This is a genomic window from Mesorhizobium sp. WSM4848, from assembly GCF_055811375.1.
This window is the reverse complement of sequence record NZ_JBVVPX010000019.1, coordinates 31,235-47,862: the sequence shown is the minus strand read 5'-3', so window position 1 is coordinate 47,862 and position 16,628 is coordinate 31,235. Positions and strand designations below refer to the sequence as shown.

At 62.9% G+C, this 16,628-nt stretch carries 15 protein-coding genes and 1 tRNA gene; 6 read left to right on the top strand and 10 right to left on the bottom strand.

Features of this window, described 5'->3' with window-relative positions:
* Nucleotides 1-16 precede the first annotated feature (16 nt).
* Nucleotides 17-517, top strand: coding sequence for a peptide-methionine (R)-S-oxide reductase MsrB (msrB, locus tag AC0L16_RS18385; RefSeq protein ID WP_095494149.1), 501 nt, complete (start codon nt 17-19; stop codon nt 515-517).
* Nucleotides 518-558: 41 nt separating this feature from the next.
* Here msrB and AC0L16_RS18380 read toward each other — a convergent pair whose 3' ends face one another.
* Together AC0L16_RS18380 and AC0L16_RS18375 are read right to left on the bottom strand one after the other, a co-directional pair.
* Nucleotides 559-2,151 (bottom strand): DHA2 family efflux MFS transporter permease subunit, encoded by a 1,593-nt coding sequence (locus AC0L16_RS18380; RefSeq protein ID WP_473622380.1) that lies wholly within the window; start codon nt 2,149-2,151, stop codon nt 559-561.
* A gap of 22 nt (nt 2,152-2,173) precedes the next feature.
* On the bottom strand, nt 2,174-3,355 hold the full coding sequence (locus AC0L16_RS18375) for an HlyD family secretion protein (protein WP_473622379.1): 1,182 nt from the start codon (nt 3,353-3,355) through the stop codon (nt 2,174-2,176).
* A 162-nt stretch (nt 3,356-3,517) separates the two neighbouring features.
* Here AC0L16_RS18375 and AC0L16_RS18370 point away from each other — a divergent pair, with 162 nt between their 5' ends.
* Nucleotides 3,518-4,237 carry a TetR/AcrR family transcriptional regulator gene (locus tag AC0L16_RS18370; RefSeq protein ID WP_473622378.1) on the top strand — a complete coding sequence of 240 codons (720 nt, stop codon included), beginning with the start codon at nt 3,518-3,520 and terminating at the stop codon, nt 4,235-4,237.
* Nucleotides 4,238-4,362: 125 nt separating this feature from the next.
* Here the strand turns inward: AC0L16_RS18370 and yihA are convergent, their stop codons facing one another.
* The 5 genes from yihA to rpmH all read right to left on the bottom strand — a co-directional run bounded on the left by yihA (nt 4,363) and on the right by rpmH (nt 8,193).
* Complete coding sequence (gene yihA, locus AC0L16_RS18365) at nt 4,363-5,022, bottom strand: ribosome biogenesis GTP-binding protein YihA/YsxC (protein ID WP_473622377.1); 660 nt, start codon at nt 5,020-5,022, stop codon at nt 4,363-4,365.
* Entirely contained in the window at nt 5,019-5,657 is a 639-nt protein-coding gene (locus tag AC0L16_RS18360) for a CatB-related O-acetyltransferase (RefSeq protein ID WP_473622376.1), read from the bottom strand. The genes yihA and AC0L16_RS18360 overlap by 4 nt, the downstream gene beginning before the upstream one ends.
* A gap of 194 nt (nt 5,658-5,851) precedes the next feature.
* Entirely contained in the window at nt 5,852-7,675 is a 1,824-nt protein-coding gene (gene yidC / locus AC0L16_RS18355) for a membrane protein insertase YidC (RefSeq protein ID WP_473622374.1), read from the bottom strand.
* 13 nt (nt 7,676-7,688) lie between these two features.
* A complete protein-coding gene (gene rnpA, locus AC0L16_RS18350; RefSeq protein WP_023801590.1) occupies nt 7,689-8,042 on the bottom strand; it encodes a ribonuclease P protein component in 354 nt (117 codons plus the stop codon).
* Between the two features lie 16 nt (nt 8,043-8,058).
* Nucleotides 8,059-8,193, bottom strand: coding sequence for a 50S ribosomal protein L34 (gene rpmH, locus AC0L16_RS18345; RefSeq protein WP_008833937.1), 135 nt, complete (start codon nt 8,191-8,193; stop codon nt 8,059-8,061).
* A gap of 330 nt (nt 8,194-8,523) precedes the next feature.
* Between rpmH and AC0L16_RS18340 the strand changes: the two genes are divergently transcribed.
* Together AC0L16_RS18340 and AC0L16_RS18335 are read left to right on the top strand one after the other, a co-directional pair.
* Nucleotides 8,524-10,011 (top strand): ATP-binding protein, encoded by a 1,488-nt coding sequence (locus tag AC0L16_RS18340; protein WP_473622373.1) that lies wholly within the window; start codon nt 8,524-8,526, stop codon nt 10,009-10,011.
* 198 nt (nt 10,012-10,209) lie between these two features.
* Nucleotides 10,210-10,286: transfer RNA gene (locus AC0L16_RS18335), tRNA-Arg, on the top strand.
* A gap of 107 nt (nt 10,287-10,393) precedes the next feature.
* Here the strand turns inward: AC0L16_RS18335 and AC0L16_RS18330 are convergent.
* Nucleotides 10,394-11,047, bottom strand: coding sequence for a cation efflux transmembrane domain-containing protein (locus AC0L16_RS18330; protein ID WP_473622372.1), 654 nt, complete (start codon nt 11,045-11,047; stop codon nt 10,394-10,396).
* Nucleotides 11,048-11,113: 66 nt separating this feature from the next.
* Between AC0L16_RS18330 and AC0L16_RS18325 the strand changes: the two genes are divergently transcribed.
* Nucleotides 11,114-11,521 carry a MerR family transcriptional regulator gene (locus AC0L16_RS18325; protein ID WP_473622371.1) on the top strand — a complete coding sequence of 136 codons (408 nt, stop codon included), beginning with the start codon at nt 11,114-11,116 and terminating at the stop codon, nt 11,519-11,521.
* Nucleotides 11,522-12,075: 554 nt separating this feature from the next.
* Nucleotides 12,076-13,947, top strand: a complete 1,872-nt coding sequence (locus AC0L16_RS18320; RefSeq protein WP_473622370.1) for an adenylate/guanylate cyclase domain-containing protein — start codon at nt 12,076-12,078, stop codon at nt 13,945-13,947.
* 193 nt (nt 13,948-14,140) lie between these two features.
* Here AC0L16_RS18320 and AC0L16_RS18315 read toward each other — a convergent pair whose 3' ends face one another.
* Nucleotides 14,141-15,394, bottom strand: coding sequence for a DUF5996 family protein (locus AC0L16_RS18315; RefSeq protein ID WP_473622368.1), 1,254 nt, complete (start codon nt 15,392-15,394; stop codon nt 14,141-14,143).
* 95 nt (nt 15,395-15,489) lie between these two features.
* Entirely contained in the window at nt 15,490-16,425 is a 936-nt protein-coding gene (locus AC0L16_RS18310) for a pirin family protein (RefSeq protein WP_473622367.1), read from the bottom strand.
* Nucleotides 16,426-16,628 lie beyond the last annotated feature (203 nt).

The window sequence follows — 16,628 nt, the reverse complement described above, 5'->3', positions numbered from 1 at the left end:
AGAAGGAGGAATGGTGATGATCCGGCGCGACTTTCTTTGGAGTGGTGCTGCTGTGGCATTGTTGGCAGGCACGGCAGCGGCGCTGCGCATGGGCCGGCCGCAGGACGCACACGCGACCGAAACCTTCGAAGTCACCAAGACCGAGGCCGAGTGGCGCGCCATCCTGTCCGACGCGGCTTTCAACGTGCTGCGCAAGGAAGGCACCGAATATCCCGGCACCAGCCCGCTGCTCAACGAACATCGCAAGGGCATCTTCGCCTGCGCCGGCTGCGACCTACCGCTCTATTCCTCCGAAACCAAGTTCGATTCCGGTACCGGCTGGCCGAGCTTCTGGCAGGAGATTCCCAACGCTGTCGGCATGACCGTGGACAGGTCGCTGGGCATGACCCGAACCGAGGTCCACTGCCGCCGTTGCGGCGGTCATCTCGGCCATGTCTTCGACGACGGCCCGCCGCCGACCGGCCTGCGTCATTGCATCAACGGCGTCGCCTTGACTTTCAAGCCGGCCACCGCCTGACCTAAAGCGCCGCGTCCCTTTTTACACGCAAAGTTGCGCGATCAGTGTCCGCCATCTCCGCCCGCCTGCTCGGCCGGTTTGCGGATGAACATGGTGAAGATCGCCAGCGTTGCGAACAGCGCCGTCAACAGATAGAACACGTCCATGAAGGACAGCAGCGAAGCCTGCTGCTGGACCATGCCGGACAGTTTGGAGATCGCCGCCTTGGAGGCGTCGAGGCTGGCATTCTGCTGGAAGTCGAGCGTCATGTTCTGCAGCCTGGTCTGCGCCTCGGCGCTGCCCCATTGCACATGCTCGGCCAGCCTTGCGTAGTGGAAGGCGCTGCGATCGATCAGCAGGGTGTTGATGACGGCAAGGCCGACGGCGCCCCCGAGATTGCGGGTGAGGTTGAACAGACCGGATGCATTCTTAAGCCGGTCAGGCGGCAGCGTTCCCAGCGCGATGTTGTTGATCGGCACCATGCACAGCATCATCGAGGCGCCGCGCAGGATCTGCGGCAGCAAAAGCTCCCAGAAATCCCAGTCGGCGGTCAGATAGGTCATCCGCCAGGTACCGGCAGCGAAGCCGAAGAAGCCGATCATCATCATCAGCCGCGGATCCATCTTGCGCGACAGGATGCCGGAAATCGGCGCGGTGACGAACATCGCCAAACCGCTGACGAACAGCGCCTCGCCGATCATCAGGGAATCGTAGCCGCGGATGCGCCCCAGATACACCGGATAAAGATAGGTCAGGCCGTAGAGGCCGATGCCGATGACGAAGGAGAACAGCGAGCCGAAGGCGAAGTTGACGTTGGCGAAGGCTTTCAGGTCGACGATCGGCTCCTCGGCGGTGAAGGCGCGCCAGAAGAACAGCACCGCGCCGGCCGTCATCAGGATGGCGCAGATGAACACGGCCTGGTCCTGAAGCCAGTCGTTGTTGGGACCCTCCTCGAGCACATATTCCAGCGAGCCGAGGAACGCCGCCATGCCGGCGAGGCCCCACCAGTCGAACTTGCGGAACAGGCTGAGATTGGGCTTGTCGAAGTCGATCAGCGACCATGCCGCGGCGGTCACCATGATGCCGGGCACCACATTGATCAGGAACAGCCAGTGCCAGGACATGGCATGGCTGATATAGCCGCCGACAGTCGGGCCGATGGTCGGCGCCAGCGTCGCCACCAGGCCGATCATCGGCGACACCATGGCGCGGCGCGACGGCGGAAAGATGGTGAAGGCGGCAGCGAACACGCTTGGGATCATGCCGCCGCCGATAAAACCCTGGACGGCGCGGTAGACGATCATCTGGTCGATGTTGGTGGCGGTCGCCGCCAGCGCGCTCGCGGCGGTGAAGCCGGCCGCAGAGACGGTGAACAGCACACGCGTCGACAGCATCCGGCTGAGGAAACCGGACAGCGGGATCATGATGACTTCGGCGATCAGATAGGCGGTCTGCACCCACGGAATTTCGTCGGAGCTGGCGCTCAAGCCGGCCTGGATCTCGGCCAGCGAGGCCGAAACGATCTGGATGTCGAGGATCGCCATGAACATGCCGAACACCATCGCCAGGAAGGCGATCATACGGCGCGTGGAAATGGTGTCAGGCGTAGCCGGCCTCGCCGGCGGCGATCCTGCTGTCAAGGTCGCGGTTGCCATGGCATTGCTCCCAAGCGGCCGCTCAGTTCGACGCGGCCGGCGCTGTGCGGCTGTCGACGGCGACGACGACGCTGAGGCCGGCGCGCAACTTGCCTGTCTTCAGCACATCCGCCGGCACGTCGATGCGAACCGGGACGCGCTGCACGACCTTGGTGAAATTGCCGGTGGCGTTTTCCGGCGGCAGCAGCGAGAACACCGCGCCGGATGCCGGTGCCAGCGACGAGACGGTGCCTTCGAAATCCTGGCCGTCGATCGCGTCCACCGAAATCCTGACCTTTTCACCAGGCACCAGCCGGGCAAGCTGGGTCTCCTTGAAATTGGCGACGATATAAAGCTTGTCCATCGGCACGATGACGGCGAGCTTCTGTCCGGGGCTGATCAGGTCGCCCTGCTCGACCGAGCGGTTGCCGACAACACCGTCATAGGGCGCGCGCAGCACGGTGAAGGACAGGTCCCGCGCCGCCTTGTCCCGGGCAAGCTGCAGCGACGCCAGCGTGCTTGCCGTCTCCGCGCGCTGCGCCTGGAGCACACCGATATTGGCCGCAGCCGCCGCGATCTGGGCGTCGGCGCCGACAAGGGCGGCATTGGCCTGCTCGACTGCGGTCTGGGCATCATCCAGTTGAGCCTGGGTGCCGACATGCGTCTTGAGCAATTGGGCGGCGCGCGCTTGAACACGCGCCGCATTGGCGGCGGCGGCCTGGTCGGCGGTCTTCTGCGCCTGCGCCTGCTCCAGCGAGGCGCGTGCCGCCTCGGTCTGGGCGTCGATACGGTCGAGCGTCTTGCTCAAGGTGGCGATTTGCGCCTCGGCCTGGGCGACCGCTATTTTGTAGTCGCCATTGTCGACGACCAGCAGCGGGTCGCCGGCCTTGACCTGCTGGTTCTCGGTCACCTTGACCTGATCGACATAGCCGGAAATTTTCGGCGATATGAACGCCATGTCGGCCTGGACATAGGCGTCGTCGGTTGAGATCATGAAACGCCCGTCGGTCCAGTAATCGTAAACATACCAGGCACCTGCGCCCAGCAAGCCAAGCGCGATGATCGGCAACAGAAAGGAGCGTGCCGAACGCTTCTTTTTGGCCGGTGCCTCGGCCGGAGGACTCGTTGCGGGCTCAGTCGGTGGGTTCGGCGCTTCGATTGCTGGGGCAACTTTGGCGTTGGGGAATGGACGGACTTCGGCGGTGGGGGTCGCGTTCGAGGACATGGGGGATCTCTCTTGGCATTCTCTCTGGAACTGGGCATCTCTCTGGAAAATCAGTCAGACTGAACCGTTCGGTTCGATGCGAACGTTGACTTAGCGCGGACAGGGGCCCATATCAAGGGCGATCGAACCGGTCGGTTCGAATATTTTTCGAGGTGTGACGTTATGACCGAAGCCGACAAGGACCAGTGCGATCTGCTGGATGGCCTGCGTCGCGGCCGCCCGGCGGCGGGACAGGACCCTGTCAAGCGCAGCCAGATCATCGAGGGTGCGCGTCGTGTCTTCATCGAAAAGGGCTTCGAAGCGGCGTCGATGAACGACATCACCCGCGAGGCCGGCGTTTCCAAGGGCACGATCTATGTCTACTTCGCCAACAAGGAAGAGCTTTTCGAAGCGCTGATCGAGGAAGAACGCGGCACGATCTTCAAGAACATGTACGATCTGCTCGACCGCGCCGACGACCTTCGCGAGACGCTGGTGAAGTTTGGCAAGGTGCTGTCCCTCAAGATCACCTCGGCCAAGGTCGTCCAGGCGCAGCGCACGGTAATTGGCGCGTCCGACAGGATGCCCGAACTCGGCGCGCGTTTTTATGAACGCGGCCCGAAACGCGGCCACGACAAGGTCGTTGCTTTTCTCAATGCCGCCATCGAGCGCGGCCTGCTCAAGATCGACGACGTTGATCTTGCCGCCTATCAGTTCACCGAACTGTGCCTGGCTGGCCTTTTCCGTCAGTGCATATTCGCCTACCGCACCAAAGCCCCGAGCCAGGATGAAATCGACCACATCGTCAGGTCGGGCGTCGGCATGTTCCTGAAGGCTTACGGCACCGAAAGGCTTGCCACGGAAGAAAGCACCCAGACGATTGCGCTGGAGGCGAAGTCCTAAAGCGCGTCGCGTTTGACCCGCCTCACGCGACGCGCTTTAGGCTGTTATTTCATACATGTTGTTCTCGCAAAACCGCTGCACACCCACGGGTCAAGCCCGAGGGCATGCTTTTTGCGCGACATGCATTAGCCGCCATTGGCCGCCAGCACGATCGCCGCGCGCAATTCCTCAAGCCCCTCGTTCTTTTCCGAGGACGTGGCGAGAACGAACGGAAACGCGGCCGGCCGCTTCTTGATCTTCTGCAGCGTCTCTTCGATCAATCGCGGCACGCCGGCCGCCTTGATCTTGTCGGTCTTGGTCAGCACGATCTGGTAGGACACCGCCGCTTTGTCGAGCAGCGACAGCACTTCGTCGTCCTTGGCCTTGATGCCGTGGCGGGCGTCGATCAGCATGTAGACGCGCTTCAGCGTGACGCGGCCCTTGAGATAGTCGAAGACGAGTTTCGTCCAGTCGTCGACCTTTTCCTTGGGCGCGGTGGCGTAGCCGTAGCCCGGCATGTCGACCAGCGCCATCGGCGGCAGGTCAGCGCCTTCGCCGGAAAACCCGCCCGGAACGAAATAGTTGAGTTCCTGCGTCCGCCCCGGCGTATTGGACGTGCGCGCCAGTCCCTTCTGATTGACAAGCGCGTTGATCAGCGACGATTTGCCGACATTCGAGCGGCCGGCAAAGGCGATCTCCGGCGGTCCTTCCGGCGGCAGGAACTTCATTGCCGGCACGCCGCGGATGAAGATCCACGGCCGCGTGAACAGCTCGATGCCGATCACGGACTTGTTCAACGCGTTCAAACCGCTGCCTCCAGAACAGAAATATCGGCGCCACGAATGGCATTGAGGTTGCGGCTGATCTTTTCCACCGGCCAATCCCACCACGCCGCCGCCACAAGCCGCCGGATGGTCCTGTCGTCGAAACGCATCTTCACCACCTTGGCCGCATTGCCGGCGACGATCGCATAGGGCGCCACGTCATGCGTCACCACCGACTTTGCCGCAACGATGGCACCATGGCCGATCGCCACGCCGGGCAGGATCGCCGCTTCCATGCCGATCCATACATCATTGCCGATCACCGTGTCGCCGCGCAATTCCTTCGACAAGGTCGCCGGATCGAAACCCTCTTCCCAGCCATGACCGAAGATGTTGAACGGATAAGTCAAAAAGCCGGACATGGCATGATTGGCGCCGTTCATGATGAAGCGCGCGCCCTCGGCGATGGCGCAAAACTTGCCGATGATCAGCCGGTCGCCGATGAATGGATAATGATGCAGCACGCATCGCTCGGCGAATTGGTCCGGCCCGTCCGGATCGTCATAATAGGTGAAATCGCCGATCTCGATGTTCGGCGCCGTGACCAGCCCCTTCAGGAAGCCGACGCGGGCATGCATCGGGATCGGGTGCTTGATGTTAGGGTTGGGTCCGATCATGGGTCTGGCTCCATCGACGAAACAACAGGTCAAAAAAGCGCGATCCGCCCGGCAGCTTCGACCGCGTGCGCAGCGGATCATCCTTGCCTGTTCATCGGTGCAGCGCTCCTGATACGACAGCGGAGCTTATAGGTCGCGGCGGCATCTACCGCCGCGCCGGGGCTTTCCTGGATTCGGCAGGAACGGAGCGCCGGCTATTCCGCCGGCGACGGTTTCTTCCGGAACAGCGCGACCAGATTGTCCCACAGTTCGATCTTGGCGCCCTGCCGCTTCATGATCACGCCTTGCTGGATGATCGAAAGCAGATTGTTCCAGGCCCAGTAGATGACGAGGCCGGCCGGAAAACCCGCCATCATGAATGTGAAGACCACCGGGATCCAGGTGAAGATCATGGCCTGCGTCGGGTCCGGCGGCGTCGGGTTCATGCGCATCTGCAGGAACATGGTCAGGCCCATGATCAGCGGCCAAACGCCGATCATCAACATATCCGGCAGAGCGATCGGAATGAGGCCGAACAGGTTGAAGATCGAGGTCGGATCGGGCGCCGCCAGATCCTGGATCCAGCCGAAGAACGGTGCGTGCCGCATCTCGATGGTGATGTAGAGCACCTTGTAGAGCGCGAAGAAGACCGGGATCTGCAGCGCCACCGGCCAGCAGCCGGCGAGCGGATTGATCTTCTCGGTCTTGTAGAGCTCCATCATCGCCTGTTGCTGCTTCATCTTGTCGTCCGCGTATTTCTCGCGGATCTCGAGCATCTTGGGCTGCACCTTCTTCATGTTCGCCATCGACGCGTAGGACTTGTTGGCGAGCGGATAGAAGGCGGCCTTGACGACGACGGTGGTGGCCAGGATGGCCAGGCCGAAATTGCCGAAGAATTTGTACATCGTGTCGATCAGATAGAACATCGGCTTGGTGATCCAGATGAACCATCCCCAGTCGATCAAGCGGTCGAACAGCCTGATGTTGCGGTCTTCGGCATAGGCGTTGACCTTGGCGACTTCCTTGGCGCCGGCGAAGATTTCGCTCTCGACCGTCGCCGACTGGCCGGCATCAACGGTGATCGGGTCGGTGAGGAAGTCGGCCTGGTAGCGCGGGCGGCCGTCCTCGAAATAGGCGTAACGCGGCTGGAACGGCTGCTTCTCGGTCGGCACCAGCGTCACCGCCCAGTATTTGTCGGTGATGCCCAGCCAGCCATCGGTCGACTTGCTCGGCGTGAACTGCTTGTCCTCCTCGATTGACGAATATGTGTGTTCCTGCAAGCCTTCCGTGCCGGTGACGCCGATCAGCCCCTCATGCAGCACATAGATGCTGGCAACGGCAGGCTTGTCGAAGCGGGTGACACGGCCGTAATTCGACAGGGTAACGGCGGCCGACCCCGAATTCTGTACCGTGTCCGAGACGGTGAACATGTAGTCGCCGTCGACGGAGAAGGTGCGCTTGAAGGTCAGGCCCTTGTCGTTGGTGAAGGTCAGCGTGACCGGGGTCGCCGGCGTCAGCGTCGCATTGCCGTCGACGGTCCACACGGTTTCCGGGCCCGGCACCGTGCCGGTCTTGTCGCTGCCGATAAAGCCGATCTCGGCATAGTAGCCGGTAGGCAGCGCTGCCGGGTTGAGCAGTTCGATCTCGGGCGAGTTCTTGTCGACCGTCAGCCTGTAGTGTTTGAGCTTGAGGTCGTCGAGACGGGCGCCGGCGAGATTGATCGAGCCCTCCAGGCTCGGCGTGTCGATCCTGACGCGCTTCGTCGACGCCAGCGCCTGCTCGCGGCTGGCCGGCGTCGTGCCGTCGGTTCCCGGTGCATTGGGTGCATTAGGAATGGCGCCTTGCTGCGGCACCGGCGTTTCGCTGCCGCCCGGACTGGCGGCTTCGGCCGCCTTCTTCTGCTCCGCTAGCCGCTGCTCTTCGATACGGGCCGCCTCGCGTTGCGCCTCGCTGTGCGGCAGCACGTAAAAATACTGCCAAAGCGACAGGATCAGCACCGACAGCGCGATGGTGATGAAGAAGTTCCGGTTGTTTTCCATCGAAAGCCTTGGCCTATCGTGTTCCGCGCAGTCGGCGTGAGAGTTCGGCCTTCAACTGACCGAACGGAATGGCAAGCACATCTTCGCGCCCGACGATGACATAGTCATTGCCTGGCTTCATGTCACCCGCGGCATGCGTGCGCACGGCTTCTCTCAGCCGCCGCCGGATGCGGTTGCGGACGACTGCGTTGCCGACCTTCTTGGTGACCGTGTAGCCGACGCGAGGCGCCTCTGCGTCGCTGCGGTCGAGAACCTCGACGAGAAAAAGCCGCCCGCGGCGCTTTTCGCCACGCCGGACGGCCAGGAATTCCGCGCGCTTCAGAAGCCGCTTGGGATGTGCTCCCACTGGCTTGCCGGTTGCGGGCAACGATCTCGTCTTCCGTTCAGGCGCTGAGCCGCTTGCGGCCGCGGTTGCGGCGGGCTGCGACGACGCCACGACCACCCTTGGTGGCCATGCGGGCACGAAAACCGTGTCGGCGTTTGCGGACGAGTTTGGACGGTTGGTAGGTACGCTTCATTTGTTTTAATACCGCGGGGTGCGGCCCTTCTTGATTCTGTCACTCTGTAACAGGAGCTTTGCCCGGCCGGCTTTGGCGCGATCGAAACCGCGCCGGGACGAATGGCCCGAGCGTGAGCGGGCTTATAGAAAGAAGGGTTTTGGAAGTCAATCGGCCTCGACATCCGGCCTCGACATTCCGGCGCCGACATTCCAGCGCTTCTGGCCAACGGCTGGCGTGAGGGCCGAAGTCTGGGCGATCTTATCGCGTATTGGGACGAACGATGAAATTGGCAAAAAAGCCGCAATGGCCTAATCTTGGCCGATCAAGTGATCGTGAAGAAAAAGCAGCATGAGTGAAATCCCCTCCGCGGACGAAAGCACCGATCGGGCGACCGCAGCCGCCCGCAGGGTGCCGTTGTCGCGTGGATTGTCGACAAAGCTCCTGCTGCTCACCATCGTCTTCGTGCTCCTGGCCGAGGTCCTCATCTTTCTGCCCTGGATCGCCAGCTACCGGCTGAGCTGGCTGAAAGAGAGGCTGAGCACCGCCGCGGCCGTCTCGATCGTGCTGGTGCAGGGAGAGCCCGCCTCGCTGTCGCGCGCCGCCCAGAACGATGTGCTGATGGCGATCGGCGCCAAGGCGATCGCCGTGCGCGACGGCGGTGTCTCGCGGCTTCTGGTGGTGGCTGAGATGCCGCCGCACGTCGACGAACATATCGACATTGCCAATGTCGGCCTGATCGAGGGCATGACCGGCGCCTTGGACACGCTGTTGTTCGGCGGCGAGCGGATGCTGCGCGTTTTCGGGCCGGTCGGCGACAGCGACAAGGAATTCGAGCTGATCATGCCCGACTACAGCCTGCGCAATGCCATGCTCATCTATTCGCGCAACGTCGCCTTCGTCTCGCTGCTGATCTCGCTGTTCACCGCCATGCTGGTCTATGCCGCAATAGACCTGATCATGATCGGCCCGATCCGGACGATGACGCGCTCGATGCTGGCCTTCTCCGAGGCTCCCGACGACCCCGGGCGGATCATCCGCCCTGCTGCCCGCGCCGACGAAATCGGCGTTGCCGAGCGCGAGCTCTCGCAGATGCAGGAGCGGCTGCAAAAGATGCTCTCCGAGCAGAAGCATCTCGCCGACCTTGGCCTCGCCGTGTCGAAGATCAACCATGACATGCGCAATATCCTGGCGTCGGCGCAGCTGATGTCGGACCGTCTGCGCCAGGTCAAGGACCCGACCGTGCAGGCCTTCGCGCCAAAACTGCTTCGGGCGCTCGATCGTGCCGTATCCTATTCGGAAGGTGTGCTTGCCTATGGCCGCACCCAGGAGCCGCCGCCCTCGCGCCGCAGGCTCAGGCTGCGCCAGCTGGTCGAGGACGTCCACGGCCTGCTTGACACCGAAGGCGGCATAGAATTCGTCAATGCCGTCGATCTGGCTTTCGAGGTCGATGCCGATTCCGATCAGCTTTTTCGCGTGCTCACCAATCTTTGCCGCAACGCCGTGCAGGCGATGGCGGCGGACGCGGAAAGCGCGGTGGTGCGCCGGCTGGAGGTGTCGGCCGAGCGCGTCGGCAGCGTCAGCCGCATCACCGTCACCGACACCGGCCCCGGCCTGCCGCCGAAGGCGCGCGAGAACCTGTTCGCGGCGTTCCGCGGCTCGGCCCGCAGCGGTGGCACCGGCCTTGGCCTGGCCATCGCCTATGAACTGATCCGCGCCCATGGCGGCACCGTGGAGCTTGTCGAAAGCAGAGGCGGCCGCACCACATTCGCAGTCACCATTCCCGACCAGCCGGTCCGGCTCGACCAGGCCCGCAACGGCCTGCGCCGTCCCGCCTGATCCTCGCCGGCCCGATCCTCGCCCGGTCTGATCCTCTCCCGCTCTGATCGCTCCCCTCTGATCCACTCGAAGCCACGAACAACAAAACTTTTGACGGATCGGCTTGCTTTTCGGAAATGCAGTCGCTAGGGAACACCTCACATCGCGGCCGGTCGTTTAAGGATCGGATCGCGGGCCATACAAAGCATGGCCTGTTGCGCGCCCGTAGCTCAGCTGGATAGAGCACCAGACTACGAATCTGGGGGTCAGGAGTTCGAATCTCTTCGGGCGCGCCAATCGGGATGTACATTCCAAAATCATATCGCGTGACGTCCGGTTCTGGACGCGTTCAAGACGTTCGTGCTGTCGCGGTGTAAGGTCGCCAACTATAACGGTGATAAAGCTATTCTGCCGGAGCCGGCGAAACTTGTTTGCGACTTTTGCGAAGTTCCGCCGCCGCCTGCCGGATCACCACCCATGCACCTTGGAGGGCAAGTAAACCCATCACTGCCGCGACCATCACGTCCGGCCAGCCAGTGCCGGTGCCGAAAACGCCGAGTGCGGCGAGCAGCACCGCGAAGTTGCCGATCACGTCATTTCGGGAGCACAGCCAGACCGAGCGCATGTTGCTGTCGCCGCTCCGGTAAGCCCACAATATCCCGAATGCGGCCGCGTTGGCAACGAGCGCCGCAAAGCCCACGGCGCCCATGGTCACAGCATCCGGGAGCGTTCCATGGACGGTATGCCACGCTGTGGCGCCGATCACCCACAGCCCAAATACACCCATGGTGGTCCCCTTCGCCAAGGCCGCTCCTGCCCGGTAGCGCAGCGCCAGGCCGACCACAAACAGGCTGATCCCGTAGTTCGCGGCGTCGGCGAGGAAGTCGAGAGCGTCAGCCTGAAGTGAGACCGATCCCGCTGCCAGACCGGCCCCAATCTCCACGACGAACATGCCGAGATTGATGGCTAGCACGATCCACAGCACACGCCGGTAAGCCGCGTCGCGCTGCCGATCCGGCTCTTGATGATGGTTCTGGCCGCAGCAATGGGCGCTCATGTTTTCCTCGTCCGAGAAGGGTTCTTGTGCTAATTTGCACCCTATAGTGACTATAGGGTCAAGGAAATGAGCGACAGCGCGGAATGGAGCATTGGCGATCTGGCGAAAGCGACGGGGACCAAGGTCGTAACAGTCCGCTATTACGAGACAATCGGCCTCTTGCCGGCTCCGCCGCGCACTACCGGGAACTATCGGGCCTATGACTGCGGACATAGGGACCGGCTGCGCTTCATCCGCCGATGCCGGGATTTAGGCTTTACGCTCGATCAAGTGCGGGATTTGCTCCGCCTGTCCGCCCGCGAAGATCAGGATTGCACAGAGGTGGACTTGATCGCGGCCGGACATCTGGCGGCTGTCGAGCGGAAGATTGCCGACCTGTCCCGCCTGGCTGATGAACTTCGGCGCATCAGCAGTTGCTGTCAGGGAGGCGGTCGTGTCGCCGACTGCCGGATCATTGAAGCCCTCTCTCCCTAGAACCGATGCGCGGATGGCCAGTATGGAAGGGAAGGGCTGATTGGGAGCGTGGCAGAGCCGCACCGCGCCCTATGCGCATCGCCTCGCGAATCCCTATCGGGTTCTAAGCTCCCCCTGTTGATTTGGTCCCACCGATTTATACAGGGGAAACAATCACATAAGAGTGCCCCGTTTCACTCGTCCGGCGCGCCAATTGGAATGTACATCGCAAGCTGGTTAATGGCACAGACCAAATTGCGATGAAGGGCGAAGCAGCGCTGAACTTGTTTGTTGGCCTGCCAGGCTATCCTCGCCAGCGGAGCGCTTCGATCAGGAGAGCGAACGCGGGGGCAGGCAAGACCCCAGGCCGTTCGATGCGGCGTCGCCCTCCGCCAGTGCGGCGACGGACGGCTCCGGACGAAGCAGATGATGGCTGGTCAGGAACGGCATAGGCCACAATCGTCACGCATTTGTGATCTGCATTGATAAGCCTATTCGGGACAAGGGGTCTAATCTTGGACCGTGCGTCGCCTTAAGTGTAGCCCGTGCATGGCCCGCCGCTCAGGATAATGCTGATGGAACGCAAGCTCGCGGCAATCATGGCCGCCGATATCGTCGGCTACAGCCTGCTGATGGCTGAAAACGAGGCTTCCACTTACGCGAAGCTGCGCGCTGTTTTTGATGAGCTCATTGACCCGACCACTGCCCGGCATGGCGGGCGCATCGTCAAGACGGCGGGAGACGGCTTTCTCGCCATGTTTCCCAGCGTCAACGAAGCGGTTGATGCGGCGCTGGCCATCCAGGACGGCTTCGACAAGGGCCCGTTCGAGCTGCGCATCGGCATCAATCTTGGCGATGTCATCGAAGATGACGGCGACGTATACGGCGACGGCGTCAATGTGGCCGCCCGTCTTGAGGCCATGTGCGATCCGGGGCAGATATTCGTCAGCGGCGCCGTGGTGATGGCGGCCGACCGCAACAGCGCGGACAGGTTCGTCCGCATCGGCCGCAGGCGGGCCAAGAACATTCCCGAACTTCTCAACGTCTACCGGGTAAGGCGGGCGGGCTCTCCGTGGTCGCCATGGCGGCACGTGCCGCAGGTGCTGCGCAGCACCGCCGCCCGCTGGTCTTATGGCGTAGCCGCCATAGCCCTCATCCTCATCGGCACTCAAATCCAGCCGCTCCCCCTGGCAGCCATGGTCAGCCGCATCCCGGGGGTCTTGTCGATGGACCAGAGCCGCGCCGATCCCCGGCCGTCAGTGGCGGTCATGCCTTTTGCCGCGATGAGCGGCAGCGGCGAGCAATCGTATTTCGCGGACGGACTGGCCGAGGATGTGACGATAGCCCTTGCCCGCAATTCAGAGCTGCAGGTCATCGCGCGCGATTCCACCTACGCCGTGCACGGGCAGGGTACGGACGTGCGCAAGCTCGGGGCGAAGCTCGGCGTTGATTATGTGGTTGAAGGCAGCGCCCGCCGTGAAGGCGACCAGCTTCGCGTGTCGGCGCAGCTGATCGATGTAAAGACAGGCGCGCATCTGTGGTCGCGCAGTTTTGACCGGCAGGTCGCCGACGTGTTCACCGTCCAGAGCGAGCTGACCACTGAGATCGTCGCGCAGATCGCGCCCTATATCGGCAGGAGCGAGGCGGCGGCGGCAGCGGAACGCCCGACCGACAATCTGCAAGCCTATGACCTCGTGCTGCAGGCCCGCAACCGCTACCGGCACGGCGGCGATGACCCGCAGGACATTCTGGAGGCGCGCGGTCTCTACCAGCGCGCCCTTGAAATGGACCCGTCCTATGCGGCCGCCCGCGCAGGCCTCGCGCTGACCTTTATCGCCAGCGTGGCGCAGAGCGGTGACGGCCGGGAAAACGCGCCGGAACTCCATCTTGGGCTTAGCGAAGCTCGGCAGGCGGTCCGTCTCGATCCCAATCTTGGCCTTGGCTATCAGGTCATCAGCTTCGGGCTTGCCCTGCAGGGCGACTATTCAGGCGGCTTGCAGGCGGCACGGCGTGCTGTGGAGCTCAACCCTAACGATCCCGACAGCATGATGGCGCTTGCAAAGGCGCAGGTTCGCTTCGGGGAATATGATGATGCCGTCGCCAACGCAGAGCGGGCCCGCCGCCTTCATCCTATGGCGCCCGAGTACTATGCCTATGTGCACGGGCAGGCGCTCTACGCGGCTGACCGCCGCGACGAGGCTTCCGCCGTCATAGAAGAATGCCTGATCCGGGCGCCGCGCGATGCAAACTGCCTTCTGATTCAGGCCGCTTTGCAGAGCGCGGGCGGCGAGGTCGAGGCAGCCCAGCAGACGATGGCAAAGCTGGTCGAGGCGCATCCGGCATTCTCGCTGGAAGCAGAGCGCGCTTACCGCCGGTTCGGTGACAGGCCGCTGATGGAAGAATTCCTGCAGGACCTTGCAAAGGCCAAGGCTCCTGAATCCGCCTGAAAGTTTTTACAGAGCGACTTCAATCATATAGCGGTGCCCGGTTTCATCCTCTGCGGCGCGCCAATTTTTGCCATTTCCACGACGCCAACACCGAAAATTGCCGCCCATTGCCGCTGGAACTACGTCCGCCGCTTACGGTGGTAGGAGTCGGTCGGAGCCGGTACGTTGGCGGGTGGAGGAAGTTCCGCGCAGCCTATGACCGACGCAGCACGTCCTGCCATTCGACATGACGGTCGATCTGCGCTTTTGCGAACGGACAAAGCGGAATGATGGCGACCCCTTCGCGCCGGGCATCCTCGACCGCCTGGCGTACCAGCCGCTCGCCGACCTTGCGGCCACGCAACGCCGCTGGAACTTCGGTATGGTCGATGATGATCAACCCTTCGCCGGCCCGGCTATAGGTCATCTCGGCTTCGACGCCGTCGACGAGCATCCGGTAGCGTCCCTTCGATGCGGTATCCTCCCGCTCGACCTTTTCGACGGTCAAGGGAGAGGCAGGGCCCGGCTGCTCGGCGTCATGCGGCCGCGCCTGACCCAGCCGCCCCGGCATGCAGTCCAGCAGGTCGCGGTCCCATCTTCCGAGATCGGCCGCAGCGTCGTAGGTCGAGACGAGAAACTCCATAAGCGCCGCGTCGGGATTTGCAGCCGACTGGACGGCATCGTACGGCAGGATGAATTCCGATAGGCCCTCATGCCAGAACGCGCCCTCGGGCCGGACCGACGCGCCCCTGAAGCCACTCGGCGCCGGATAGGCGTAGGCATAGAACGCGGGGTAATCGATGCCGCCACCGCCGGGCCAGAAACCTGCTGAGGAGACCTCGCGGTCGTAGGCTTCCTGTGCCACATCGTTGGGCAATGAAGGAATGCCGCCGGGATGGAGAGGCGCGCGCCGCCCTGAAAAGCGGGTGACGGCCAGGTCAAAACTGCCCCAGAACAGGTGAACCGGACTGGACTTGCCAAGAAAGGAGGTCCGGAACCGATTGAATACCCTGTCGACCGCCACCGATGCGTGATGGAAGCGCTGAACGGCTTCCCGGTCATACGGCCGGTCGCGATGATCTTCGGTGAACGGCACGGGGTTGGGCACCTCGTTCGGATTGCCGTTAAAGGTCGGCGTGCCTCCAAGTTCGGAAATCAACTGCACGAAATTGGCGTGGAACGCCGCGACTGTGGATGGCCCGAGCGCAAACGATGCCTTGCGACCATTGCCGCATGTGCCGACAACCATATGGTCCCGAAGGTCGAAGAGGATCTCAATGCCTGGGCCGTCGGGGATCGGCGAGGAGGTCAGGCCGAGCGGCGTGACATAGAAGGTCGCGTTCCAGGAATGGTTGAGCCACGGGGTATGAGCAAGGCGACATTTCCCGGCGATCTGCAAATAGAGATGCAGGGCCGAACACGTCTCGCGCCAGCCGAGGTAGTCCAGGTGGGGCCACTTGTTGCTCATTCTGCTTTCTCCATTCAGAACATACCCGGCACGCGACGCGTCATCTCGTCTGAACCGCCCGGGTCCGCGCCCAGGCGACCTCCTTCTTAACGCGGTCAGTCCGGTAGGGGAATGTGCTCATCTCGGTCATCGATCGGGAGATCGAAACGTCCCTTGCCCCAGTCCTCGGCGCGCCATTCGGCCTTCGCTTCTTCGATGCGGTCCTTCGAGGAGGCGACGAAGTTCCACCAGATATAGCGCGGTCCGCCAAGCGTTGCGCCGCCGAGGATCATCAGACGTGCGCCTCTGTCACCGGCCGCGACAGTGATCCTGTCGCCGGGACGGAAGACCATCATCCGACCTGCCTCGAAATCCTGGCCGGCGATCGAGATCGAGCCTTCGACGATGTAGATGCCCCGGTCCTCGTGATCGTGCGGCATCGGCAACCGGCTTCCCGCGTCGAGCTTCACGTCGGCATAGAACGTCTCCGAGTACATTGTCGCGGGGGCCTTCTCACCATAGGCGTCCCCCAGGATGAGCCGGACCGAGACGCCGCTATCCTCGATCACCGGCAGCGCCTCCTGGCCATGATGCTCGAACATGGGCGCCATGTCCTCATGGCGGTCGGGCAGCGCGACCCAGGTCTGTATTCCGAACAGGCTGTTGGGACCGCTTCGGGCGGCTGCGGAGGTCCGCTCCGAATGGGTCACCCCGCGCCCGGCGACCATCCAGTTCAATTCGCCGGGACGGATGATCTGGTCTGCCCCGGTGCTGTCCCGGTGATGGAAGTCGCCGCGAAAGAGGTACGTGACGGTGCCAAGACCGATATGCGGATGCGGCCGGACGTCGACGCCCTGCCCGGTCAGCAGTTCGGCCGGACCGGCCTGATCGAAGAAAATGAACGGTCCGACCATCTGCCGCTTCGGCGCCGGCAGGGCGCGCCGAACCTGGAAGCCGCCCAGGTCTCGAGCGCGCGGGACGATGAGCGTTTCGATCGCGTCGAGGCCAACCTCATCGGGACAGCCCGGTTCGATTGCCGGGTTCCAACTCATGCGCCTCATCCTCTCTTGGGTTCCGGGAGGCCTCGCCCTTGCCGATGCGAATGCCCGATTGCGATTAATCCGGGCCGCGCGAGCGGGAAGGGCGCTTTCGGCCCGACGAATGTCTAAACTGGCGAGCGACCGTCTGCCCAACTAGTCCTGTGATACGTCAAGCTGTGTCGCAGTAAGTGGAACGTGCGGGCAATGTCGTCGAG